We start from the raw sequence: 24,721 nt of genomic DNA, 5'->3' as shown, positions 1-24,721 counted from the left end.
GGTATGATTATCGGTTGGACGCCATGTCCTTTCATTTTGTAAAAAGTTCGCTTTAGCCGGATGAACTAATTGACTCAAGCATTTCTTTACAGATATCGTTTTCTAAATGTGAGTAACAAAAATCACGTTAGGTTGTTTGTGGCGGTTTACTTTTTTTAAAATGGAAATTTTCGAAAACAAGATTTTCTATTATAATACCGAAGAAGATGCAATTTGAATAGAATTTCAAATCACATGAAGAATTTTAAGAATATTTCAAGTTTAAAAAATTTGATGTATACTGTTATTTTCTTATTGTTCGGGTGCGCTACAGTGCTCCCATATGTAGATTATAAAACAATTCCAGAGTCTAATCCTCTTTCGATTGATGGCTTATGGGTACGTGAATCTGTCATTTGGACCTTTAATGGAGAAACCAAAAAGCTTAAATCAGGTGCAGATGAGCTCACGTTGTCTATTAGAAGGGGTGTTGCATACATTGATAGCTCTAGTGACCCTTTACTTGTAGCTGGTGGAGTTTTTTTTAAGGATTTAAAAAAAGTTGGAGAGCGAAAATTTCAAGGCTTGTTCGTTCGCGATTTACTTTATGCAACATTCAAAAATGATACGAAATCTGTTGAAATCGATGTATTGTCACAGACAAGAATTCGAACAATTCATAGCAATGGTAGCGTAAGGGTGACATATGTAAAAAAGGAACTCGATAGTCCTCAGTGGTTTTTAACGGACAACTTCCCTGCTAAGAGCTCCCCTGTCATGGCACCATTACCTTCCGTTACGACGGTTAATGCGACTGAATCTGCATCCCATAATTCCCGCTTCGAAAGCTATCAAGCCCTTGTCATTGGCAATGGTTCCTATCATGCGAATCCACTTGCGAACCCTACGCATGACGCTGATGCAATTGCTACATCTCTACGCAAATTCGGATTTAATGTTATTCACAAAGACAACATGACACTCAAAGAAATGGAGCGGACGCTTGATCGTTTTTATGCAAGTCTTGGCAAAAGAAGCGTAGGGTTATTCTACTATGCAGGCCATGGGATACAGATCAATGGGCACAATTACCTTGTCCCAGTTGATGCCTCGTTACAATCCGCATCAGACACTAAGTATGAATGTTTGGATGCCGGTAAAGTTCTCGACAAGATGGGGGATGTAAAAAATTCTTTAAATATTGTTATTCTTGATGCCTGTAGGAATAATCCATTTGTCCAAAACTTCAGATCCGCCAGTCGAGGTCTGGCCCGTATGGACGCCCCCGCAGGATCAATTATTTCTTATGCTACGGCCCCGGGGCGTGTAGCATCTGACGGCACAGGACATCACAGTGTATACACTAAATATTTGTTGCGATACATGAATACTCCGGGGTTAAATATTTATGACATTTTTCTACATACTCGTAAAGATGTCGTTCAGGAGACAAATGGCCAACAGATCCCATGGGAGTCTTCATCATTGACTGATTATTTCTATTTTATCCCTTCAAATTAGTTTTTCTGTGGCCTACAATTGGTTCTCTTTGTTGTGTGATACAAACACCAATCAACATTTCTTTAAATAAAAAAACAATTTTAACAACCGCATCTGTATGTACAACAATCTAGGCTTTCGTAATTTTACCAGTAATTTGATCCTTAAAGTTTATATTGAAACCACTTGAACCAAGAAAAGCATTATCAAGGATTACTTCTTTACCATTTTTGCGGTGATTTTTATTCTTCCCTTTGACCTATGCATCTTTCCTTTCAATCGATAATAATATATTATGTCTTTTTCCATAAAAATGGCTTCGTTAAATTGATCAAGTGTGTACTTTAAATCTTTAACTACTAGCTTGCCCTCAATCCAAAGTAGGTCCGTTTTGTTGGACCACTATGCAACGTTTTTAAGGTGAATAGCAGCACGGGCGATTTGAGTTTTGGAATCCAGAGTGTCCCTCCCTTCGGCCATCCCTCTCGCCATCGCCTGTCGAAGTCACGATGCAAGCAAAGTCGTCGGGGCAAGGCCGGACCGCAACGCGTCCGACCGAAGGGCTTGCCTTGACGGCTGCTTGCGTCACGCTCGCAGGAAAAACGGCGGGAGGGGCAGAAATCCTGCCGCCTGACCTTGCGCGAAGGTTTTGGGGCGTTGTATGGTGGGCCATATCCACCGGATAAATCGGTCACCAGAATGAGGCAAAACGCTTAAGTAGGCACCAACGTGCCGTAACACCTAACACTTCGCTGCCGTTCATTTCCAAACGGCACACTTTCACATCCAAACGCCAGGCTGAAACACAGCACCCCCGCCGGACAGACGGTAGATGTCTAAAAATCTATCGTTGTCAAAATTCCCCCACGGCCACCGCTTTACACGCAGGACGAATGAGCCTGCGTGGTGGCACCCCTTATTAAATGGATTTCTGAATTTTCCTTCAGTGGGAAACGGACATTGATTTGTCTCGTGTCGGTTGTTGTGTGGCGCGTTCGCGCCATAGGCAGGTCATTCTCCGGCAAACGGGGAAGGTCCGACCTGCTTTGTCCCGGGGCACTGCCCCGAACTTCAAGAAGGAGATCCATATGAAATCCATCAGTCTGGTACTGGGCACGAACAGGGCAACCCTGTCCGGCCCCAAATCGAAACAATACAGGATTCGCCAGAATGCCAAGGCCTTTGCAAAACGGCTTCGCCATGCGGGATTTGGTGTTCGCAAGTGGTCCAAGATTTCCAACAAGCACTTTGCGGCGGTTGCGCGGCAAATGAAAGACGAAGGAACGGGTGACGGGCGAATCGCCGAAATCTTTTCGGCAGCCCGTCACCTGTGCGAAGCATATGGCAACACCGGCATCAGCCCGAGCAACGACGTCTTCGATGTCAGGCGCGGGACCATTGCCAACGCCAACAGCAAGGCGGTTGCCCCTGAATTCGTCTTGGGGGCAATCGTCAAACTGGAAACCGAATCGTCATACGAGCACGGTCCCCGTTGTGCTGCTCAGATTCGCCTGCAATATGAACTGGGGCTCCGACGCGAAGAAGCGGCCAAAGTCGATCTGGTAGCCGACTGGAACAGGGAAAGCCGCAGCCTGCTCGTCCGGTACGGAACGAAAGGAGGACGGCCCAGGACGCTGCACAATTTGTCCGACAGGCAGCAGGAAGCTCTGGAACGGGCGTTGCCTTACGTCAGCCAATCTGACAGGCCGGGGATTCATAACCTCATGCCGAGCGGGATGGGTGATAAATGGCAGGAAAAACTGTCCTACGCGGCCAGGGTTTGCGGGTTCACCAAGCGGGAAAGCGGGTGGACGCTGCACAGCAACCGCCATGAGCGGTTCCATCGCATGTATGTAGAACATACCGGCTTTCAGCCGCCCAATCAGCATGAAGCCGTGGAAGCCTTTCAACTGGCTGCACAGGCTGCGGCTGGGGATGACTGGCCCCGACTCGACGGTGAAGCCCGTGATGAAATCGAAGTGACGGCGGGACACTCCGCAGGAAGGCGGGACGTCTCAGATGCCTATCTCGGTTCCAGTAGTTAACAAAAACCCCGCCATTTCGCGCGGGGTTTTCTTGTGTGCGCAGGTTGGAGAGCGAGATTGAGAAGCCAATCTCGCTCTCCAACCATCAGCCCCATCTGTCGCCCTCCGGGCCGACAGATGGGGCTGATTCTGCGTGAGGGGAGTATGGTCTTCAAACCTTTTTGGGGAAATTCCATCCGACCCCCTCTGGTCGGTTTGACTTATTAAATGCCGGTAGTGTCAAAGTGAAGGGTTGGCCGAGTTTTCGGGCGTGACCGCCTGCTGAAAATGACAACCCGGAAGAATGATGACCTTTGACACCAATCTGAAGACCCGTGTATTATGCGCCAAGGACGTTGCCGCGTTCTTGGGTAAGTCTGTTGACTGGGTCTACGACCATGCCGAAGAAATCGGTGGCGTTAAACGTGGTGGGTCATGGTTCTTCCCGAACGAGGAAGATATCTATGACTGTCTATTTCAAGGCCGGAAAAGGGTACCGGTACGATTTCATGGTAAAGGGAAAGCGCCACACCAAGGCGTGGTTCAAGACCAAACGGGCCGCAAAAGCAGCCGAAGCCGAAAAAAGAAAGGAAGTAAAAAGACAGCTGGCAATGGCAGCCCAGGGCGACATGGACTTGCTTGATATGTTGAACCTGCGGCTTGATTACCTCCTTGAGCGAGCATACTCGGATTCGCATTACAAGAAGAGCAAGTATGCGGCTCAGCGTCTGCTGGATTACCTGGGCAATGTGCCGTGCAGCACTATCACCCGCCTGATGGCCGACGAGTTCCTGATGGCAGTGGTAAGGGAGAGCACTCCAGTCGCTGGCAACAATGACCTGAAGGTTATCCGTGCGGCGTTCTCATGGGCCATGAAACGGGGCCAACGGTTCATTCAGGACAATCCCTTCGCGGGTCTGGAATCGTTCCCCAGCGACAAGCCCAAGGAAAAGAAGCGGACGCCCACGAGTGAAGAACTGGACCGCATTATCGAAGCGGCCAAGGCAAAGGACCGACCTTACCTGTGGGTGTTGCGTGAAACCCTGGCCCGGAGCATCGAAGTCCACAGGCTCAAGTGGAAGCGTGTCAATTTTGAAAAACGGTACGTCGAGCTGAAGACGTACAAAAACAAGAACAGGGAACCGGTCCTGCGTCAGGTCCCCATGACGGACCAATTGTACGATGTCCTGTGGGAACTGTTCAAGGATCGTGATCCCGACAAGGAATGGGTGTTCTGGCATCGGTATTACAATGCCGAGACCCGTCGGATGGAAGAAGGCCCATACAATGGTGGCAGGTACAAAATGCTCCAAACCACCTGCAAGCGGGCCGGGGTGGATTACTACACTTTCCACCGCTTCCGGGCATCGGGCGCATCCGTCATGGATAACAACGGAGCATTGCTTCCCGGCATCCAGCGCGTCCTTGGTCACGCTGACCGGCGAAGCACGGAAATCTATCTGGAGAAGCTCCGTGACGTGGAACGCGACGCCATGGACATCTACGAAAGGGAAAGCCGCAAGAAGGGTGACAAAGTCGCCTAGCAATTTAACACACGCGGTTCACACACAAACATCAAACGGGTTGCAGACGTCAGTCGGCAACCCGTTGAAAACAGAAGAGAAGAGCCGATAGTCACACATAGAGGTCGTGGCTATTTCAAAACGCTTTGATCTTATCATCTGGAATATAAGATTACCTCAGGCCTTAACCGCGATTGTGGCAGGAGCCGGATTATCCCTCTCCGGTGCAGTTATGCAGGCTGTTCTGCGCAATCCTCTGGGATCACCTTTCACTCTGGGAATAACCCATGCAGCGGCCTTTGGAGCCGCTTTCTCTGTTATGGTTCTCGGTCTAGGTACTATGACCAGCTCAAATGTGGGAGCCATATCCCTGAACAGTCCCTACACAACAACAGCGGTAGCTTTCATATTCAGCCTGTTATCCACATTTGCGATTATTGCGGTCTCAAAAGCACGCAAGGCAAGTCCTGAATCCATGGTCCTTACAGGGGTAGCTCTTGGGGCCTTATTCACAGCCGGAACAATGCTTTTACAATATTTTGCGGATGACGTGCAGCTGGCGGCAATGGTCTTCTGGACGTTTGGAGATGTTGCACGAGCCACATGGACTGAACTGGGAATAATGACAGCAGCACTCCTGATCTGCGGAATCTGGTTTACAGTCCACAGATGGGATTTGAATGCTATTGAAGCTGGTGATGAAACAGCCAGAGGACTTGGAGTAAAGGTTGACCGCATCCGCCTGACCGGGATGCTTTTAACTTCTCTGGTTACAGCCGTAATTGTTTCCTTTCTCGGTATAATAGGATTTGTAGGCCTCGTCTGCCCGCACATGGTCAGAAGGCTTATAGGTGATGATTACCGCTTTCTGCTACCGGCTTCAGCCATTCTGGGAGGAGGACTCCTTCTGGCGGCAGATACTGTAGCACGACTTGTTCTTGCACCCAGTGTTCTGCCTGTCTCCATTCTAACGGCATTCCTTGGAGCTCCTGTTTTTATCTTTTTGATAATAAAGGGGAACAGGGTATGAATATGAACCCCTCCACCATAAATTTAACTGTTAATGGTTTACAGTTCAGCTACAAAAACAGCACTAACATCCTCGAAAATTTAAATTTTGAAGTAAAGAAAGGAGAACTGCTGGCCATACTCGGCCCTAATGGAGCCGGAAAAACAACACTTTTAAAATGTCTTAATGCCATTCATAAACCATCAGGCGGGACTGTCTTCATACAGGATACAAGCGTTTATGACTTAAGGCCGGACGATATAGCCAAACTTTTGGGCTATGTTCCGCAGAGAGTTGATGCCGCCAGACTCACAGTTTTTGACGCAATACTTATGGGACGCAAACCGCACATCAAATGGCGGGTCCGTGAGCACGATATTAAAATTGTTGATGCGGCAATAAAAAGGCTGTCTCTGGAAAAAATGAGCCTGCGCTATATAGACAGACTGAGCGGAGGAGAACTCCAGAAAGTTAGCATAGCAAGAGCACTGGTTCAGGAACCTGAAGTTCTTCTTCTGGACGAACCCACCAGCAGTCTGGATTTAAAAAACCAGCTGGATATTCTGAGAATGATCAAAGCTGTTGTCTGCGGTCACAAAGTCTCGGCGGTCCTGACCATGCATGACCTGAATACAGCCCTGAGATTTGCCGATAAATTTTTATTCCTGAAAGATGGCCGCATTATGGCCTGTTGTCTATCGGAGACAGTAACTCCTGAAATCATTGAAACTGTTTATGATGTTCCCGTGGAAATAGAAACCAGAAATGGAAAACCGGTTATTCACCCGATTGAGGAATAACAGACTGGAATTTTGAATATTCAACCTGAGAGAAGGAATTAAAATGAACTGCTCCATACCTGAAGAAACAATAGAGAAAGTAGCTGCTTATCACGGTCACAAATGTCCGGGACTGGCTATCGGAGTCAGAGCTTCCGAATTATGCTTACAAAAACTGGGACACAATGATCAGAATGCGCTTGTTGCAATCTGTGAGACAGATATGTGCGGAGTTGATGCCATTTCTTTTTTAACTGGTTGTACTGTCGGCAAAGGTAACCTCCTTTTCCGCGATTATGGAAAGATGGCCTTCAACTTTTTTAAAAAGGAAACCGGAGAATGCTTTAGAGCCGTTTTAAACCCTGATGCGTATGGCAGACAGGGAGTGGAGATGGTTGCTCTAATGAAAAAATTTCTCGCCGGAGAAGCGAATGAAGATGAAACCAGACTCAATTTTCAGCTGAGAAAACAGGTCGAAGACAATATCTACAATCAATCGCTGGATGAGCTGTTCAAAATAGAAAAACCGCAAATATCTCTGCCAAGGGATGCAAAAGTTCTGCAAAGCATTACCTGTGACGAATGCGGAGAGAGCACGATGGAATCAAGAATCAGATTGTTTGATGGCCGGAAGCTCTGCATTCCCTGTTTCAATAAAGTTGAGCAAAAAATATAACCAGATAAAAAAGGGACCGTGCGGTCCCTTTCATTTCAGCTTCTATATGCAGTCGTCAGGCTAAAATTTAAAATTTTCAACAGGTTCAGTTACAGGTTCTTCAGTATAACCGGGATTCGGAACAGTGGCATCACTGCCTTCAGTAATATTTACAACCTCAACCCTTCTGTTGCGGGCCTTTGCAGCAGCAGAAGAATTAGGCACAAGCGGTTCATCCTCACCACAGCCTTCAACTTTAATCCTGTCCTTTGAAATTCCATTCTTAACCATATAAGTGCGCACTGCTTCAGCACGGTGCAGGCTGAGTCGTTTATTGGCTGCCCTGCTGCCATCGGAGTCCGTGTGTCCGCGGAGAAGGACTTTCATAGCTGCTCCTCGCGGTGATTTCATAGCCGTAACAAGTTCATTAACCAGAGGTATCCCTGCCTGCTTTATTTTAGCTGAATTCACATCAAATTCAATTTTAAGATAGGCTTTACCCGGAATATCTCCACCATTACCATCTGTTTTCAATAACATTTCCAAAATTTCATGGGAATTGTGGGCAAAGATATCCTGTGCATAGGAACCGGATACTGGAAGCATAAAAAGACACAGCAAGAACAGGCATAAAATTTTTCTCATTAAAAACCTCCGACAAAATAAATACTATAATATCCTGATACAATACTACTTAGTCACATTTATATCAATTCCCCAATTACATTAATCCTGTCACAAAATTGAAAGTCCCTGCTTTTCTTAGAAAAGCAGGGACTTTACATAAAAAACTACAGTCAACTACAAAATGTCTACAAGATCAAAATCAAGTCCTGATTTTTCAAGACCTTCTCTACCGCCGATGACAACTATGTCTCCATTTTCGGCAACAGCCTTTGCGGCAATAGCGAAATTACGGAAATCATCCTGACCGCAGGTGAGGACCTCTTCACGGATTTTCTGACGCATTGCGGCATCATTATCTGTCAGAAAATACAGCAGGGAGGTAAAGCCCTTTGCGTCCGGGAGCTGATATTTATCAATATCACCTATTCCGCCGATCACAGCCTTTTCAAGCTCATCACGGTCTATTTCCACTTTTTCCAGATATGAACCTATGCCATCATATTCATTTATGGTTCCGGCAAGATTGGGATCACGGTATGAGGCATATAAAAGCGATCCGGATGCCCTGTCGAACATGGCAAAGGAACCGTAAGCCCCACCTTGAACCCTGATGCGATCCCAGAGGTATCCGGTGCGCAGAAAACGGCTGACAACAAAAGCCGAGCCGCTGAACTCATAGCCGTGACTATAAACTTCTGCACCCTTGGAGACATAATTCACCTGTGCCGGTATGCATAAACCTTCCTTGCTGGAATAGCTGCCCCGGTCACGCTTAACAGGCTGAAGTTTATTTGCCGGAAGAGCACTTCGCAAACCTTCAAGGTCTGCGGCAATACCGGAATAATGAGACTTATCGACAGTCACATTAGCCAGCAGACCGTTTTTATTTATAATTATATCCCGGAGTTTTTCGAGATCATTTTTCACGGAATCAAAATCGTCATCAATCCTTGCGGCAAGTCTACGAAGGTACTGCAATTCGGAAATACCGCTCATCTGCTCGGTAATATATCCGGCGTCACTGAAACGGGCTTTCATCCTTGTCGCGGCCATAGCATGCCCAGAGGGAATCACCCGGTGTTCAAAACGAGCTTTTGATTCAAGAATTATCTGGCGCAACCTGTCACGGTTTGAAAAATCCGCATCAAGTAAAAGTTCATTTAAAATATCGAACATTGCCGGAGCTTTTTCCACTGTAGACTTGGCACGCAGAACAAAATTGGCGGTGCAGCTTTTATCACTGTATCTGGCTCCAACAATGGAAGTCGGGCTTATGCCGCCTGTATTAGCGGCAATACGCCTTGTCAGTTCAACAAAACCGGTCCTGCTGCTGCCGAGTTCTATCAAAGCTCTACCGAATACAGGAACAAGTGAAAGCAGGCTGTCCGGAACTGCCGACATATCAAAAACAAGATCAAGATACAGAATTCCGCTGGTATCAATATCATGGAAAAGCAGTCCATCTTTTTCTTCGCAGGGAATTTCAACATTGTTCTTTGGCAGGTCGGATACTTTCAATCGGGGTATTTTCGCCAGATTCTCGGGAGAATCGGGTAACTCCTGCAGACGCTTGAGTTCAACAGCTTTCTCGGCAACGGCTTGCAGTTCAGCTTCATCCATTGCGGAAATTTCTTTCTCCAGCCTTTCAGTTTCACGCTTCCTGATTTCAGCACCAAGTCCGGTATCAGGAGACAGCAGAACTGTTGTCCGATGCTTATTTTCAAGGAAATAACGCCTGATCATCTCTTCAAATAAATTGGAACCTGATTCCAGCTGCTTTTTCAGATCAGCAAGGCGGTTCTCATATCTGACGTTCCCGAGGGGATCGCCATCGTAAAGCCATGTGGTCAAAGAATTCAGCATGACCATCAGACCACGGGGGTATGAACCGGAATTGTTTTCACGCAGGTCAAATTCAACGGTGTTCAATGCGGCTTCAATATCGCCGGAATCAAATCCTTTCTCAGCAAGGTCTGTCAGCGTCTGGAGAATTAATGCTTCTACTTTTGCGGAATCATCTCTGCGGATCCCCTTAAGCCCTACGGAGAAAAACATCTGCCGTAATTCACTTTCAAAACCGGCTCCGGCGAGATCTTCTCCAAGTCCGGAATCATTCAAAGCCTTTCTTAACGGTGAGGACGGCAAGCCAATGAGCAGTTCCTCAAGGACATCAAAAGCAAGCCCGGCTTCCGGTGAGGTGGCTTCAGGCAGCAGAAAACTTACGGTTACCATTGATTTTGAATCTTCGCCCTCAGCCGCATATTTTTTCTCTACAGAAACAGGTTTTGCAAATGATTTCTGCAAAGCTATTTCGGACTGCGGATCTTTTTGGTCATATTCTGAAAAATATTCATCAAGAATACGCAACCTTTCGTCTGGGTCATCATCGCCATAGAAAAATGCATAAGAATTAGAGGGATGGTAATACCGTTCATGGAAATTCATAAAATCTTCAAATGTCAGATCAGGGATAACAGCAGGGTCCCCACCTGAATCAAGACCATAGGTATTATCAGGAAAAATGGAATGCTGGGTGTGCTCATAAAGCAGGCTGTCAGGTGAAGAATAGACCCCTTTCATCTCATTGAAAACGACACCCTTGTATTCATAGCTGCCATCTTCTCCGGGAACATAATGCCATCCTTCCTGCATCAGAGTGTTAGGGGTGAGGGCCGGATGGAAAACAGCATCAAGATAGACATCCACAAGATTATAAAAATCCTGCACATTGGGGCTTGCTACCGGATAAACGGTTTTATCAGGAAATGTCATGGCATTTAAAAAAGTCTGCAAAGACCCCTTAAGCAGCTCCACAAAAGGTTCTTTGACAGGATACTTGCGTGAACCGCAGAGAACTGAATGCTCAAGGATATGGGCAAGACCGGTACTGTTTTCCGGCGGAGTTCTGAAACTTATTCCGAATGTTTTATTTTCGTCAGCATTGATGATTGAAAGAACACGCCCTCCGGTTTTGATATGCTCATAAACAACAGCATCCCCTCCGACTTCAGCTAACTTTTCCCTCGATACTTCCTTGAATCCGTATATTTCGCTCATGTAGTTCTCCTTTTTTCATTATTCATAAAACTTACATAAATATTTTTTTCTCTCAAGCAATACTATTTTAAAAATTAGACATATTTTTAGGGTTTTAACTCAGTAATGATAATAGTTACTTTTTACTTGACGGATAAATTTCTTTGCCCTAGTCTAATTACAACATCAACGGGAAATGATAGTTTAAAAATAAGTTCAACAGAAATATATAAACAGGAGATTAGCAATGAACTTCGATAATGAACAAGAAGAATTACTTTACGTTGCAGAGATTGGTCAGAAAGTTCCTCCGTTTGTTCTGGAGGCTTATGATCCCGAAGACTTCGGATTTACCGAAGTGGATTTCGAAAAAATCCAAAAAGAAGGTAAATGGACTGTTCTCTTCTTCTACCCGGCTGATTTTACTTTTGTCTGCCCCACAGAGCTGGCAGACCTTGCTTCAAAAGAAGAAGCCCTTAAAGAGGCTGGATGCGAAGTTATTTCAGTCTCAACAGACAGCAAATTTGTGCACCTTGCATGGAAGACTGATGAGAGACTCCTGAAAGATGTTAAATTCAAAATGGCATCCGACCCGACAGGCGAAGTTTCAAAATTCTTTAACGTGTATGACCCGGAAACAGGACAGGCACTGCGTGGCACCTTCCTGATCGACCCCGAAGGGGTGCTGGTTTCATCTGAAATAAACTACTACAATGTAGGCAGAAATGCGGATGAACTGCTTAGAAAAGTAAAAGCCTTTGTTTATGTGAAAGATCACCCGGCAGAAGCCTGCCCCGCAAAATGGAGTCCGGGTGAAAAGACACTTACTCCGTCAGAAAAACTTGTCGGCAAGGTTTACGAAGACCTTAACGATTAAAAAATATACCGGATAAGCGGATAAAACAAATAGTTACAGTCAATATTCGCCTCCTTGATATCCTCCGGCGGATTCCTTTAAAAAAGGAATCCGCCAAATTTTTTTCCAAATCATTTTTTTTATAAGTGAAGCTGTTTGACCAGCCTGTTCTCTATGTTTATGTATTGATTTGTCAGTTGCAAAGCTTGCTGTAATTTTATCAGCACAAAAACAACTCACTGTAGGGGATAAAATGGTCTGGGACGGTTTTGACGCCGAAAAATATGAGAAATGGTTTCGCACTCCAGAAGGTAAATTTGCCCTTGAACAGGAAATACGAATCATGGACCACATGATTTCCGTATGGCCGCGCAGAAAGAGCAAACTTCTGGAAATCGGGTGCGGTACCGGTATCTTCCTTGACCATCTGTACCGGTGCGGCTTTGACGTCAGCGGAATTGATCATTCTCCGGTCATGCTACAGGCTGCAAGAAAACGTATGGGTAACAAGGCCTCTCTGCATCTTTGCAATGGAGAACGGCTGGCCTTTGATGACAATGAATTTGATTTTACTGTATTATGGACTGTTCTTGAATTCTGCTCCGACCCCGGAGCCATGCTTAAGGAAGCCGCAAGGGTTTCAGCCGGAGGGGTACTGATAGGTTTTCTGAACAGACACTCAATTTATTTTCTGACCCACGGACGAATGTGGCCCTGGGCTTCCAACGGTACACTGCGTCAGGCTAACTGGTTCTCCCTGCCGGGAATGAACCGCCTCATCAGCAAATCAACAGGATGCAGATCAAGATCCACCCGTTCGGTTCTGCCGGGACCTATGTGGTCATGGAAGGAAGCTTCCCCTTGGAAGCAGCTTAACGGCTTTATATATCCCCCGATTATAGGAGCTTTCACCGTAACAAGGGTTGATTTTGTCAGCAGGAGACCGCTAACCCCTATACACGCCTGGAAAACCGCCCCGGAACCATAGCAGACTTCACTCCCCACCTTTTTGCACACTATATTTATTAATTTTTATTTGACTCATAGTTTTTTTTCGTTCAATTCCAAGACTTACTATCCTGTAAAAAACCTAAGAGAGCGAAATGAATATAAGAAGTGTAAAGGCAGATTTTTTACTGCTGACAACTGCGGTTATATGGGGAGCTGCTTTTGTGGCCCAGAGAGTCGGAATGGATTATGTCGGGCCACTGACATTTAACGGAACCAGATTCGCCATTGGAGCTTTAGCCCTAATTCCCCTTATCAGATTTCTTGACGGCAAAAAGAAAAAACAAGGCAGTTATACTCCTGCAGATAGAAAACAGCTTCTTATTGGTGGTGTTATTTCAGGCGCAGCCCTTTTTGCCGGAGCCACACTCCAGCAATGGGGGGTAGTCTACACCACCGCCGGAAACGCCGGATTCATAACCGGTCTTTACGTTGTTCTGGTTCCCATTATGGGACTGCTGTGGAAACAGAAAACCGGAACGGGAACATGGACCGGAGCGGTACTTGCCGTTGTCGGAATGTATCTTCTAAGTGTTCACGGTTCTTTGAAAATAAATTTCGGAGACATGCTTGTTTTCTTCAGTGCTTTTTTCTGGGCGGGGCATGTACTGATAATCGCATGGCTGTCACCACGTATGGATTCAATAAAACTGGCCTGCGTTCAATTTGCGGCCTGCTCAATTTTCTCGCTGATACTCGCTGTTGCACTTGAAAAAATAACTCTGGAAGGACTTATAGGGGGAGCTATTCCTATTTTATACGGCGGCCTGATGTCCGTGGGGGTAGCCTATACACTCCAAGTTGTTGCCCAGAAGGATGCCAAACCGGCACACGCTGCCATAATCTTAAGTCTGGAATCTTTTTTTGCAGCGGTTTCAGGCTGTCTGCTGCTTGGTGAAACAATGACAACTCAGGGCATTGTCGGTTGTGGTCTGATGTTATGCGGAATGATCATCTCGCAGTTGAAACAATAGCTTAACGGCCTGATCATACGGAAGAAACACTTTGATCACTGACGATCAATCAGCTTTAGATTGACCTTGTGAATCATATATAAGCAATGTAACCCGGCGGTTTTTCTTTTGATTTTCAGGGATTGAATTACCAGCGGCATCAACATTCGGGACAAGCGGTCTGGTGTCGGCCATGCCCAGAACTTTAATCTTTTTCTTACTTAATCCGGCATCAATCAGATACCTTGCTACAGCGCATGCTCTGGCTGAAGAAAGTTCCCAGTTTGAAGGGAACTGCGAGGAATGTATGGGCAGATTATCTGAATGTCCCTCAACCACAATATTATATCGGGTTGTTACAAGCTTCGGAACAATTTTACCAAGTACCGATCTTGCTCTGGCAGTAAGATCAGCCCGGCCTAGATCAAAAAAGACCGCACCTTTCAAGATTATAGCCACAGCGTCAGGACGCATTCTTATCTCAATTGCGTCACTTGATTTTCCGACAAGACGGGAAATCTCCAGTTGCAGGTCAAAAAGGTTACGTCCTTCAGGATTTATGCTTATCCGGCTTCCGGGAACAGAATAATTGCTCCGGCTCTGATCGTCAGCAACCGGAACCCCCATAGCAGAAGAAAGTGAATCTGAAACTTCTTTATATTTCTGCTTATCAACATCAGCAATTGCCAGCAAAAGCACAAAGAAGCACAGCAGAAGAGTCATCATATCGGCAAGGGTTAAAGCCCAGCCACCCTCTTCCCCTTGAGGCGCTTTCTTTTTCAGCTGAAACGGTTCAGGCATGAAACCTCCTGACAACCTATCTGGAAGCCTTTACAGTCGCCCATTTTCTAGGCGGCAGATATCCTTTAAGCTTATCCATAACAATTGCCGACGGTGTTTTTTCTTTGATGAATAAAATACCGTCCCGAATAACACACATGAGAAGTGTAATTTCATCAATACGTTTTTCAACTTTAATTGCTATGGGCATGAAGAGCATATTGGCAAACAAAGCGCCGTAAAGAGTTGTGGTCAGGGCGGTGGCCATGGCGGGACCGATGCTTGCAATATCATCACCCATGCCCTGCATCATAGCGATCAGCCCGATCAGGGTTCCGATAATACCAAAGGCAGGCGAAAGGGTTGCCATGGTGCGGTAAATACCGGCGGCACTGTATTCCTGCTCATGATACTGCTGGATGCGGTTATCCAAAATTTCCTTGATCTCATCTTTGGAATAACCGTCTATAAGCATCTGCATGCCGTCTCTCAAAAAATCATTTTCAATTGATTTCAAACTTTTTTCGAGATGGTCTTCACCCTTGCTGGCCATTTCTTTTGAAAGATTGACTATGACCCGGATATAATTTTCAAGGGGCAGCTCCTCAGCACCCATTGCCATCATAAAAACTTTAAGAACGCGCATAACTTCGCGCAGAGGATAGCAGATGAAAGTTGAAGCGATAGTTCCGCCTCCGACAATAGCTATACCCGGAAGATTTATAAATACACCGACTGAATCAGTTGAAGTGTAGGTGGCTACTCCCAGAATGGCTACGCCGAAAAGAATGCCTATTATTGTCGCTATGTTCACTTGTTGCCACCCCCTTTAATTTCGCGGACAAGTTCAAAGAGTTCGGCAACGGCATCTTCCGCTTCAGCAGGATCAACATTATCCCTGCCGGCGATTTCATCCTGAACTATCTTGGCAATTTTTTTAGCCAGATTGGCCAGTATTTTTTTTCTGGCGTCATCTTCGGCAATGCTCATCAGCAGTCCAAGCTTATGATACCCAAGACGGTTGAAAACTTCTTTAAGAGTAGCGTTGTCCACAAAAACGACATCATCTATATCTTCAAGCTCATCAATGCTCTTTTTCTTTTTTGCTACCTTGCTGAAATATCCCGGTTCCTTTCCGGCTGCCCATTCAAGGACTTTCTGCCTGTCAAACATGAACATACTCTCCGGAAAATCTTCCTGCGCCATTTTTTTATAAAGAATGTTCGGTTCCGTTTCGAGCATGGTGGCAATTTCATAAATGTCCACGACCTGAAGTTCCGAACAGGAATAACCGGAGCTTTTTTTGAGTTCCTTATACAGATTGTTGGTAACTTCGATAAATGTCTCCGGAGTGGCAATCTGAATATATTTTTCAGGAAAAGCCTTCCCTGCCCGGAGATCTTTCACCTCAATAATTCTGAGGCTTTTGAGCTTGGCCAGCACCGCATCAATTTCTGATTGCGAAACAAGTATGATGCTTCTGATTGTTTTGCAGAGTTTATTCAGCTCAAGTCCCAGATCATAATTACGCTCTTTTTTAGCTTTATCACGGGGCATATTGAGATGATCACGATAACAGAGATCAAGAATACGGCAGATACTTACAAAATCACTGCGGTGTCCCTTGGGCTGGACCATATCCCCGGTTCTGGCGAGTCTTTTAACCAGCAGCCGGGTCATGTACTGAATTGTCTTCGGGCACTGATCAAGCAGTTTCATCATGATCTGATCAGTCAGCACGACCAGATCACAATACTCAGCCGCTTCCGCACTTGCCGAGCGGCAGCCGCCGCCGATAACGCCCATTTCGCCAAAAATCTCACCCTCGCTCAGTCTGGCAAGGATTATCTTTTCATTACTGACAACTTTATAAATATTAACCGCGCCCTTTTTAATCATGTAGGCGACGCTGCTTTCCTGCCCGGCCTTAAAAATTTCCTGGCCCTTGAAAAAAGATTTAATATTCGGGCTGCTGGGCGGCATTGATGACTCCTGACTAAGTACGATTTAACAAGATAACCACCGGACATGTGACATTTGCCCGGCCGTCAATTAGAGAATACAGTGCCTCGACCGGATATTATCAAGGACACTTTCCACAAAATTATAGTATCTTTAATCTTTCTTACATTAGATCATCATAAAGAACAACAAAGACTATATTTAAAAGCCGAAACAATATGAAAGCAACATTACTAAATATTTTCCTGACATTTCTGAAACTGGGGTGTACCGCGTTTGGCGGTCCGGCGATGGTTCCGTATATAAGGCGGGATGTTGTCGAAAAATACGGATGGGTAAGCGAAGCTGATTTTTCAGCAGGGATGGGGCTTGCCCAGATAGTTCCCGGAGCTACAGCCATGCAGGTGGCAGCATGGTCCGGCCTGCGGGCCAGAGGTATAGCCGGAGCCTTGGCAGCTTATGCCGGATTCGGAATACCTGCTTTTGCCATGATGACCGCACTTTCAATAATTTATTTTACCTATGGCGAAACAGCAGTAGTCAGCAGCTTATTTACAGGTTTAAAAGCTGTGATAACTGCCTTTGTCGCCAATGCTGCAATATCGTTTGCCCGCCTTTATCTAAAAGAAAGAATACACTGGATGCTCTGCATTGCGGCATTAATACTGATGCTTGCCGGAAGCGGCCCCATCTGGGCATTGATAATAGTCTGTCTGGCTTCTGTCTTTCTTCTTAAAGAAAGCATTAAAGTGAAAAGAATTGAAACCGTTCATAAAAAAAACGGCTTTAATGTACTGCTCAAAATGCTTTCCATACTCGCTGCGGCCTGCATTATTCTTTTCCTTTTTGACAGGGAACTTTTCAAAATCTCCATAACCATGATGAAGATTGATCTTTTCGCCTTCGGAGGCGGATATGTTTCCCTGCCGTTAATGCTGCATGAGATTGTGGAAAAACATGCATGGATGAGCCGTTCGGTTTTCATGGACGGCATTGCCCTTGGGCAGGTTACTCCCGGCCCTATTGTTATGACCTCGGCTTTTGTCGGCTACAGTCTGCACCAAATTACCGGAGCTGTTATCGCCACCCTTTCTGTTTTTGCACCGTCATTTATTATCATCAACTCCGCAGCACCTTTTTATGAACAACTCAGTGGATCATCCATAATGCACAAGGCCTTAAAAGGAAGCCTTATCTCCCTTGTTGCTCTAATGGTTTACATCAGCGGACAATTCCTGATTGCCATGCCTGTTCAACCTCTGACCATTCTGATTCTGGTAATTTCATTCACTGCAATATACAAAGGTATTGATATCCTGAAAGTTGTACTGGCCTGTTCAGTAATTTCCCTGCTCGCCGGGATAATATGATCTGGAGATAAAATGGATTTAGAACTGCACCTTATTTTATGGCATCTGGCAATTGTCTGCGGTTTCCTACTTGCCGCAGCTCTGGTGATGAACATCATCGTAAAACAGAAATCATCGTCAGCCGCCCTGGCATGGCTGATGGTAATATTTTTCATTCCCTACCTCGGAGTCCCGCTCTATCTTATCTTCGGCGGACGTAAAATGAAACGCGACGCCAGAACCAAAGAAGACCTGCACCTTGAAGTTCAGGAGACAATTCCCCCTGATCAGGCAGACCCCATCGACCTGATGCTCAGAGAATATAAAATACCCGGAGCAACCTCAGGCAATTTTTTTCAACTCTGCAATGATGGTATTGAAGTCTATGAAGAACTGGTCAACCTCATTGAGTCAGCAGAGTCCCAAATCTGGATTACCACTTTTATTCTGGCAAGGGATGAAGTCGGTACCGAGATTGTTGAGCGCCTTGCCCGCAGAGCTTCCGAAGGAGTTGAAGTCAAGCTCCTGCTTGATGATATAGGATCACTTTTCACAACAAGAGGATTTCTTTCCAAACTGACCGATGCAGGCGGAGAAGTAGCCTACTTTATGCCTATCCTGCGCTCTCCGTTTCATGGTAAGGCCAATCTGCGAAATCACCGCAAAATTGCCATAGCCGACCAGCGGAGAGTTATTGCAGGGGGTACAAATATCGCCCGTGAATACATTGGGCCTAAGCCCTTTAAAGATCGCTGGCTGGATCTTTCGTTTATTATGGAAGGCCCTGCGGTCCACTTTTTCTGCGAAGTATTCAACTCCGACTGGCATTTCTCCCACGGAAAATGGCTTGAACTGCTGCCACCGTCGGAGAGGGTTACTTCATTACCGGGACGTGGTATTGCTCAGGTGGTGCCTTCCGGGCCTGATGTTCCCAACGACCCGGTGCATGACGCACTGCTTACAGCTGCGTTTACAGCTGCATCAAGAATATGGATAGTCACCCCGTATTATGTACCGGATGAATCCCTTGCTCAGGCACTGCGACTTGCTGCCCAGCGCGGAGTTGATGTCCGGGTACTGGTGCCTAAAAAATCAAATCATAATCTGGCTGATCTGGCTCGGGGAACACATTTAAGGGAGCTGGAAAAAAGCGGCGGCACAATAATAAAATATCCGCATATGGTTCACGCGAAAGTTGTTGTGGTTGATGACAGACTGGCGGTTGTAGGCTCAGCGAATATGGATATGCGCAGTCTGTTCCTGAACTATGAAATAGTCACATTCACCTACTCGGCCCATTACATAGAAGATGTCCACTGCTGGGTCGGCCGGCTCATGCGTGAAGGAACGGAAGGAGCTTCTAAAGTGGGAGCTTTCAGAAACTTGTGTGAAGGCATGGCGCGTATTGTTGCCCCGCTGCTCTAATAAAAATTGACCACAGGAGAAAAGATATTATTTTAAAAACAGGCGCTAATTATAAACAGGACCATTAATGAACAAAATTCTTCCCATTTTTATACTTGTGCTTGTTTTTATACTCGGTTTCAGTTCATGCGCTTTTGCATGGGGACCGGGAGTACACATGGCACTGAGCAATGCCCTGCTTTCAAGACTGTGGCTTTTACCTAACGAAATATCTTCGATACTGGCTGCCCACCCGGATCTCTTTCGCTACGGGAGTCTTAGTGCTGACATCTTTATCGGTAAAGGTTCAAAGGCCAAAAAAAGCCATAGCCACAACTGGAATACTGGATTCAGGATTTTGCAGAACGCTGACAACAGGTCGTTGAAAGCATTCGCCATGGGCTATCTATCACATCTGGCAGCGGATATTGTGGCCCATAATTATTACGTTCCCAACCTGCTGGCTCAAGCTCCCTCCGGTGGAAGGCTAAGCCATGTCTATGTTGAAATGCTGGCTGATGATCAGGTTGTCTGGTCTACAAAAGAGGCCGAAGCTTTATTCCGGCTGGCAGCAAAAAATGCCGATAAATCACTGTGGAGTTCTATGGATTCCAGAAAACTCAGCTTTCTTCTGAAAAAAAGAGTCTTCCATAGGTCCATTGGACTTTTGGAATACCGCCCGGTGCACGCTTCCTTAAACTTTTCCCGTAAAGTAATTCCGGCCTACCAGATAGACTACCTGCGGGCCATGCTTGATCTGTCCTTTAGAAGTGTTGTTGATCTGATTAACAACCCTTTTGAAGCCAGAGCACTTAATTATGATCCCATAGGCAGTGCTAACCTTGGAGCTGCGGGCCTCGACAATAAGTTGAGAAACTCTTTGAAAAGACGCAAAAAAGCTTTCATCGTAAAATTTGATGTGGACTCCGAACTGTTCACCCTCCCGTTTATTGAAGGCACGGACATGCTGCTCAAAGCGGATAAAGACCAATCAGGATCATAATCCCCGGAATAAAGGTTAAGTCTGTTTAAATTTCTGTTCCATTTAAATCAGCATAAGCACTCGCTCTAAGAACAAGAAGAATATTTATGAGCATCTTAAAAAATCAGAATAAAATACGAATTTATTAATTTTTCATGAATTAAGTTCTCTATTAAACAATTTTGTTATTTCAATTTTCCATTTTATGAAGGCTCTATTTTAAGCGACTGTTGTTTTAAGCTATTTCAATGTACAATTTAAAAAAGTTACATAGCTACTACATTAACGCTACATTCAAATACATTCACACTGGCTATTTATACAGACACTAGGGTAAAATATTCGATCACATTTTTTTCTCTTCACCCTTTACAAAAATTAACAATTTTAGCAAAATTTTTCTGTAAATATAATAAAATTACATAAAATCAATAAATTAAGATATTGATAAAATTGTTCATACCCATCTATAATTGGGTCAAAATGCACATCACAGAAATAGATACCAACTATTGAAAACAAGACTACTTTATATAGCAACTTTTGCCACAGGACAATAATCAAGCACTCTTACAAAAGATAAGGCACTAAAATAACTTAATTTATTTTGATAACAACGTGACGAATAAAATTTATCTTCAAACTGTTATTTTCACCTTGATACATGTTGACTTGATGCACTCTTGAACATACTTGGGAATCAACAGGAACAAAACAAAACACTCTGTTTTGGAGGATATAAAAATGTACGCAATTGGAGCTTTCAAGGCTTGGAACGCATCTCGTAAGAGCAACAGAAGCGATGAAGTAAATCACAGCATTCATGCTGTGCTGACATTGGCAACGCTCGGACTCTGGCTTCCCGTCTGGACGGTTGTATGCATCCGTCACGCTAAGAAGGTTGAGTCCATGGGAAAAAGCTCTCTGATTGATCTTCGCAAGATTGAACGTCTGGAGATTTCTCCGGAATACAAAAGCCGTCTGGCACGCTCTATGTAGAGTTATTTATATATAAAGACTGTCCACAAACATATCGGAAATCGTTGTGATTCCCGATACGGCCCCGGTAATCCTCCCGATTCCGGGGCTTTTTTTTAGGCTTTTTACTTCTAGCGGACATTGTTTTGACTGACGCGCTCTGCTATCGTCTTTCAGAACAAGGAGTTTATAATTATGAATAAAATTTTAACGACGATAATTTTAGGAACTCTGCTGCTGTGCGCTGCCTGTCAGCCCAAAATGAATCTTTTCCCGGACAGCACAGATCCTCTCAAAGAAACAGTTCTCCAAGGTGAAAGTGATCAGAAAATTCTTGTTATTCCCATTCAGGGCATAATTTCTGATCAGCCTAAAAAAGGACTGTTGTCATCAATGCCGAGCATGGTTCAGGAAGTAAGCTCAAAGCTTGCTCTGGCTTCTAAGGACCCTGAAATTAAGGCTGTAATTCTAAAAATTAATTCTCCCGGCGGAACAGTCACAGCCAGCGACATTATTTACAGGGAAATTTCTGAATATAAGAAAAAAACAGGAGTCAAAGTAATAGCCGCGATGATGGATATAGCTGCTTCAGGCGGCTACTATATAAGTCTATCTGCCGACAGGATAATTGCCCACCCGACAACTATGACCGGTTCAGTGGGTGTAATTTTCATGCGCCCGAAGCTTGACGGTTTAATGGATAAAATCGGGGTATCCATGGATGTTACCGCTTCCGGTAGAAATAAAGACATGGCCTCCCCTTTCAGAAAGGACACTCCTGAGGAAGAAAAAATAATCAGCAATATGGTTGCTGATTATGCCGCAAGATTTATTAAACTTGTGAAAGAAAACCGCACCCTGTCTCCAGAGCAGCTTGAAGAAATTAAAACAGCCAGAGTTTTCAGCGCGCAGGGAGCACTGAAAACAGGACTGGTTGATAAGCTGGGATATCTTGATGACGCAGTGGCTGATGCAAAAAAAATGGCCGGATTGCCAGACGATGCACAGGTCATAACATACAAGCGCAAGGCCTACCCGAACGACACCCTCTATAATTCTGTGGAGGCTCAATCCTTAAAAATGCCAGCCTTGGTAAACTTTGACGCAGAGGCTTTTATTCCGCCTAAAACCGGATTTTACTACATGTGGTACCCTGCAACCAGATAGCCCATCCCATATAGAAGACTCACCAATTTAAATTTTACTCCACTGTTTAATTTAAACAGTGGAGTAAAATTATTGCGGTTTCAATTTTTAAATTGAACATGAAGATATTTAAAATGTTTCAGACAGGAAAGCTGCTTTGAACCACAAATTTTTCATAAATAAAAACGAAGGTATATTCCCCGACAGCTACTTCCGATTGCATTTCATTGGTGTAAAAGAACAGGGCTTTACCTTATTTAAAGTTAGATTTAGACTGCCGCCTCTAAATTTGGAGGGTCAATGCTGGTTGTAATCAACGTAGATGATCTAGGACTTCACCCTGCGGTGCGCCGCGCGGTTGAAAAACTTCACAATGCAGGTGTGGTTACCTCTTCAACTGTTCTTGCAAACGGTCCTGATCTAGGAGAGGCTCTTCTCCTTCAGGAACGCTGCCCTGAGCTGGGACTTGGTGTGCACATGAACCTGTTGCGTGGAAGGCCTATTTCCAATCCTCAGGATATCGATTCACTGGTGGATGAAGACGGCTTATTGCTGGGCAACTATTCCAGCCTGCTGCTTAAATATTTAAGCGGACGGGTTTCAATGAAGCACATTGAAGCGGAATGGTCGGCACAGATAGAGTATCTGCTGGACCACAAAGTCCGTATCACCCATCTGGACAGTGAAAAACATATTCACGCATGGCCGGGATTATTTTCTCTGGCCGGCAGACTGGCCCGCAAATACGGAGTCTCATGGGTAAGAAAACCTTTTGAACACACTCCGCTCTCCAGATTTGACAAAGGCATGCTCAGAACAAGATTCCTCCAGGTCTGCCTTGCCGGCAACAAGTCATTTGAGATTCCGGCTAAGGCTGATTCTGTTTGGGGTATTGGTGATCAGGGTAACAGACTTAACCCTGATTTATTTGCTGGATATATAAAAAAATACACACCCAAAGTAATAGAAATCGTCTGCCACCCCGGATATGAAGACCCCGGTGACGGACCGCTACCGGCGGAATTCGGTCCTTTAAGAGTTCGAGGACAGTGGAAAGCCGAATTTGACGCCCTTGAAGGAAAGGGCTGGCTGGACCTTTTCCAGAAAATAGGGGCTACCCCTGTAAATTACGGTCGGATTGATCCCCGTACCGGAGAATTAAAATGAGTGAAAATCAGGAAATAGAAATAAGTATAGTCACCCCGATGCACAATGAGGAAGCCTGCGTTCGTGAATTCCATAAACGAATTTCCGCAGCGCTGCAGGGTATGAATACCAGTTACGAACTTATTCTGGTAAATGACGGTTCCACAGACTCCACCCCGGAAATAATCTGTGAACTCAGTACAACTGACCCTCATATTAAAGGAATTTTTCTGGCCCGCAACCGTGGGCAATGCACTGCAATCTATGCAGGCATTCAGAACAGCAGAGGTCGCTATGTCGTCATAATGGATGGAGACCTCCAGCATAAGCCGGAGGAAGTTCCTTCACTTATTGAAGAAATTCGTAAAGGATACGATCTTGTTTCCGGTGGACGCCAAAAACGCGAGGAATCACTTGTCCTGCGCAGGATTCCAAGCAAAATAGCCAATTACCTGATGCGGGCCACCAGCGGATGCCAGATCCGTGATATGGGCGGACTTTCCTGCCTGCGTGGCAATCTTGCAAGGCGTCTTGCTCTCCGTGAAGGACAGCACCGCCTTATACCAGCTATTGTCTGGTCAATGGGTGGGTCCGTCTCCGAAGTTCCTATTTCAGCTCCACCAAGATTTGCAGGTAAAAGCCACTACGGAATCGGCCGCTCCATTGATGTTCTCTTCGATATCATCATGCTCTGGTTCCAGTCTTCATTCAAACAGCGCCCCATATATCTTTTCGGGCGCATCAGTCTGGCACTCTTCAGCCTTGCTTCACTGATAATGATCTGGCTGCTTTACCAGAAATGCTTCTTTGGCATTCACATGGGAACAAGGCCGCCGTTTCTGGGTTCCATATTCCTCTACATCTCCTCACTTGGCTTCATGTCCACAGGATTTATACTGGAATCGCTGGCCAACACTTATGATGCTGTAATGGAAAACAAAACCTATCAGATAAGAGAAATTATCCACAACGGTAAATCCTGCCAGCCGGAAAAATTTCAATCTGCTAAAAAGAACTGATCTCTT

Annotated in this window: 22 protein-coding genes; 17 read left to right on the top strand and 5 right to left on the bottom strand. The window is 45.3% G+C overall.

The window, feature by feature from the left end:
- Positions 1-213 precede the first annotated feature (213 nt).
- From G496_RS20450 to G496_RS0105490, 7 genes are all read left to right on the top strand, one after another.
- The gene (locus G496_RS20450) at positions 214-1,500 is read left to right on the top strand and encodes a caspase family protein (protein WP_156900596.1); all 1,287 of its coding nucleotides are present in this window, start codon (positions 214-216) and stop codon (positions 1,498-1,500) included.
- A gap of 1,067 nt (positions 1,501-2,567) precedes the next feature.
- A complete protein-coding gene (locus G496_RS0105515) occupies positions 2,568-3,524 on the top strand; it encodes an integrase domain-containing protein (protein ID WP_027178406.1) in 957 nt (318 codons plus the stop codon).
- Positions 3,525-3,581: 57 nt separating this feature from the next.
- Positions 3,582-3,731 carry a hypothetical protein gene (locus tag G496_RS21065; RefSeq protein WP_156900595.1) on the top strand — a complete coding sequence of 50 codons (150 nt, stop codon included), beginning with the start codon at positions 3,582-3,584 and terminating at the stop codon, positions 3,729-3,731.
- A 236-nt stretch (positions 3,732-3,967) separates the two neighbouring features.
- Entirely contained in the window at positions 3,968-5,047 is a 1,080-nt protein-coding gene (locus G496_RS0105505; protein ID WP_027178405.1) for a tyrosine-type recombinase/integrase, read from the top strand.
- 106 nt (positions 5,048-5,153) lie between these two features.
- Positions 5,154-6,056, top strand: a complete 903-nt coding sequence (locus G496_RS18920; protein WP_245577869.1) for a FecCD family ABC transporter permease — start codon at positions 5,154-5,156, stop codon at positions 6,054-6,056.
- Positions 6,053-6,835: an ABC transporter ATP-binding protein gene (locus tag G496_RS0105495; protein ID WP_245577868.1), complete on the top strand. Its 783-nt coding sequence runs from the start codon at positions 6,053-6,055 to the stop codon at positions 6,833-6,835. The genes G496_RS18920 and G496_RS0105495 overlap by 4 nt, the downstream gene beginning before the upstream one ends.
- A gap of 43 nt (positions 6,836-6,878) precedes the next feature.
- A complete protein-coding gene (locus tag G496_RS0105490; RefSeq protein WP_027178403.1) occupies positions 6,879-7,490 on the top strand; it encodes an FmdE family protein in 612 nt (203 codons plus the stop codon).
- Between the two features lie 60 nt (positions 7,491-7,550).
- Here G496_RS0105490 and G496_RS18915 read toward each other — a convergent pair whose 3' ends face one another.
- Both G496_RS18915 and G496_RS0105480 read right to left on the bottom strand, forming a co-directional pair.
- Positions 7,551-8,114, bottom strand: a complete 564-nt coding sequence (locus tag G496_RS18915) for an OmpA family protein (RefSeq protein WP_051294845.1) — start codon at positions 8,112-8,114, stop codon at positions 7,551-7,553.
- 156 nt (positions 8,115-8,270) lie between these two features.
- Positions 8,271-11,153: an insulinase family protein gene (locus G496_RS0105480; RefSeq protein ID WP_027178402.1), complete on the bottom strand. Its 2,883-nt coding sequence runs from the start codon at positions 11,151-11,153 to the stop codon at positions 8,271-8,273.
- 226 nt (positions 11,154-11,379) lie between these two features.
- Here G496_RS0105480 and G496_RS0105475 point away from each other — a divergent pair, with 226 nt between their 5' ends.
- From G496_RS0105475 to G496_RS0105460, 3 genes are all read left to right on the top strand, one after another.
- Positions 11,380-12,009, top strand: a complete 630-nt coding sequence (locus G496_RS0105475) for a peroxiredoxin (protein WP_027178401.1) — start codon at positions 11,380-11,382, stop codon at positions 12,007-12,009.
- Between the two features lie 232 nt (positions 12,010-12,241).
- Positions 12,242-12,976, top strand: coding sequence for a class I SAM-dependent methyltransferase (locus G496_RS0105465; protein WP_027178399.1), 735 nt, complete (start codon positions 12,242-12,244; stop codon positions 12,974-12,976).
- Between the two features lie 115 nt (positions 12,977-13,091).
- Complete coding sequence (locus G496_RS0105460; RefSeq protein WP_027178398.1) at positions 13,092-13,970, top strand: DMT family transporter; 879 nt, start codon at positions 13,092-13,094, stop codon at positions 13,968-13,970.
- A 45-nt stretch (positions 13,971-14,015) separates the two neighbouring features.
- Here the strand turns inward: G496_RS0105460 and G496_RS0105455 are convergent, their stop codons facing one another.
- The 3 genes from G496_RS0105455 to G496_RS0105445 are packed head-to-tail and all read right to left on the bottom strand — an operon-like array spanning position 14,016 to position 16,712.
- On the bottom strand, positions 14,016-14,750 hold the full coding sequence (locus tag G496_RS0105455) for an OmpA family protein (protein ID WP_027178397.1): 735 nt from the start codon (positions 14,748-14,750) through the stop codon (positions 14,016-14,018).
- Positions 14,751-14,766: 16 nt separating this feature from the next.
- Positions 14,767-15,543: a motility protein A gene (locus G496_RS0105450; RefSeq protein WP_027178396.1), complete on the bottom strand. Its 777-nt coding sequence runs from the start codon at positions 15,541-15,543 to the stop codon at positions 14,767-14,769.
- Positions 15,540-16,712, bottom strand: a complete 1,173-nt coding sequence (locus G496_RS0105445; RefSeq protein WP_027178395.1) for a cyclic nucleotide-binding domain-containing protein — start codon at positions 16,710-16,712, stop codon at positions 15,540-15,542. Before G496_RS0105445 ends, G496_RS0105450 begins: the two co-directional genes overlap by 4 nt.
- A gap of 197 nt (positions 16,713-16,909) precedes the next feature.
- Between G496_RS0105445 and chrA the strand changes: the two genes are divergently transcribed.
- The 7 genes from chrA (at position 16,910) to G496_RS0105410 (ending at position 24,715) form a co-directional block, all read left to right on the top strand.
- The gene (chrA, locus tag G496_RS0105440; RefSeq protein ID WP_027178394.1) at positions 16,910-18,061 is read left to right on the top strand and encodes a chromate efflux transporter; all 1,152 of its coding nucleotides are present in this window, start codon (positions 16,910-16,912) and stop codon (positions 18,059-18,061) included.
- A 12-nt stretch (positions 18,062-18,073) separates the two neighbouring features.
- The gene (locus G496_RS0105435) at positions 18,074-19,465 is read left to right on the top strand and encodes a phospholipase D-like domain-containing protein (RefSeq protein WP_034632450.1); all 1,392 of its coding nucleotides are present in this window, start codon (positions 18,074-18,076) and stop codon (positions 19,463-19,465) included.
- A gap of 67 nt (positions 19,466-19,532) precedes the next feature.
- Positions 19,533-20,447 carry a zinc dependent phospholipase C family protein gene (locus tag G496_RS0105430; protein ID WP_027178392.1) on the top strand — a complete coding sequence of 305 codons (915 nt, stop codon included), beginning with the start codon at positions 19,533-19,535 and terminating at the stop codon, positions 20,445-20,447.
- Between the two features lie 723 nt (positions 20,448-21,170).
- Positions 21,171-21,425, top strand: a complete 255-nt coding sequence (locus G496_RS0105425; RefSeq protein WP_027178391.1) for a hypothetical protein — start codon at positions 21,171-21,173, stop codon at positions 21,423-21,425.
- Between the two features lie 174 nt (positions 21,426-21,599).
- Positions 21,600-22,571, top strand: a complete 972-nt coding sequence (gene sppA, locus G496_RS0105420; RefSeq protein WP_027178390.1) for a signal peptide peptidase SppA — start codon at positions 21,600-21,602, stop codon at positions 22,569-22,571.
- A gap of 279 nt (positions 22,572-22,850) precedes the next feature.
- A complete protein-coding gene (locus G496_RS0105415) occupies positions 22,851-23,717 on the top strand; it encodes a ChbG/HpnK family deacetylase (RefSeq protein WP_027178389.1) in 867 nt (288 codons plus the stop codon).
- Entirely contained in the window at positions 23,714-24,715 is a 1,002-nt protein-coding gene (locus tag G496_RS0105410; protein WP_034632447.1) for a glycosyltransferase family 2 protein, read from the top strand. The genes G496_RS0105415 and G496_RS0105410 overlap by 4 nt, the downstream gene beginning before the upstream one ends.
- The last annotated feature ends 6 nt before the right edge of the window (positions 24,716-24,721 follow it).

Source organism: Maridesulfovibrio bastinii DSM 16055 (assembly GCF_000429985.1).
In the GTDB taxonomy this organism is placed as follows: Bacteria; Desulfobacterota; Desulfovibrionia; order Desulfovibrionales; family Desulfovibrionaceae; genus Maridesulfovibrio; species Maridesulfovibrio bastinii.
Note: the sequence above shows the minus strand (reverse complement) of the source record. Positions and strands in the feature narration are given on the sequence as shown.

Coding starts and splice junctions, on each gene's coding strand:
- G496_RS0105515 (WP_027178406.1), top strand. CDS start 2,568: ATGAAATCCATCAGTCTGGTACTGGGCACGAACAGGGCAACCCTGTCC.
- G496_RS0105505 (WP_027178405.1), top strand. CDS start 3,968: ATGACTGTCTATTTCAAGGCCGGAAAAGGGTACCGGTACGATTTCATG.
- G496_RS0105495 (WP_245577868.1), top strand. CDS start 6,053: ATGAATATGAACCCCTCCACCATAAATTTAACTGTTAATGGTTTACAG.
- G496_RS0105490 (WP_027178403.1), top strand. CDS start 6,879: ATGAACTGCTCCATACCTGAAGAAACAATAGAGAAAGTAGCTGCTTAT.
- G496_RS18915 (WP_051294845.1), bottom strand. CDS start 8,114: ATGAGAAAAATTTTATGCCTGTTCTTGCTGTGTCTTTTTATGCTTCCA.
- G496_RS0105480 (WP_027178402.1), bottom strand. CDS start 11,153: ATGAGCGAAATATACGGATTCAAGGAAGTATCGAGGGAAAAGTTAGCT.
- G496_RS0105475 (WP_027178401.1), top strand. CDS start 11,380: ATGAACTTCGATAATGAACAAGAAGAATTACTTTACGTTGCAGAGATT.
- G496_RS0105465 (WP_027178399.1), top strand. CDS start 12,242: ATGGTCTGGGACGGTTTTGACGCCGAAAAATATGAGAAATGGTTTCGC.
- G496_RS0105460 (WP_027178398.1), top strand. CDS start 13,092: ATGAATATAAGAAGTGTAAAGGCAGATTTTTTACTGCTGACAACTGCG.
- G496_RS0105455 (WP_027178397.1), bottom strand. CDS start 14,750: ATGCCTGAACCGTTTCAGCTGAAAAAGAAAGCGCCTCAAGGGGAAGAG.
- G496_RS0105445 (WP_027178395.1), bottom strand. CDS start 16,712: ATGCCGCCCAGCAGCCCGAATATTAAATCTTTTTTCAAGGGCCAGGAA.
- chrA (WP_027178394.1), top strand. CDS start 16,910: ATGAAAGCAACATTACTAAATATTTTCCTGACATTTCTGAAACTGGGG.
- G496_RS0105435 (WP_034632450.1), top strand. CDS start 18,074: ATGGATTTAGAACTGCACCTTATTTTATGGCATCTGGCAATTGTCTGC.
- G496_RS0105430 (WP_027178392.1), top strand. CDS start 19,533: ATGAACAAAATTCTTCCCATTTTTATACTTGTGCTTGTTTTTATACTC.
- G496_RS0105425 (WP_027178391.1), top strand. CDS start 21,171: ATGTACGCAATTGGAGCTTTCAAGGCTTGGAACGCATCTCGTAAGAGC.
- sppA (WP_027178390.1), top strand. CDS start 21,600: ATGAATAAAATTTTAACGACGATAATTTTAGGAACTCTGCTGCTGTGC.
- G496_RS0105415 (WP_027178389.1), top strand. CDS start 22,851: ATGCTGGTTGTAATCAACGTAGATGATCTAGGACTTCACCCTGCGGTG.
- G496_RS0105410 (WP_034632447.1), top strand. CDS start 23,714: ATGAGTGAAAATCAGGAAATAGAAATAAGTATAGTCACCCCGATGCAC.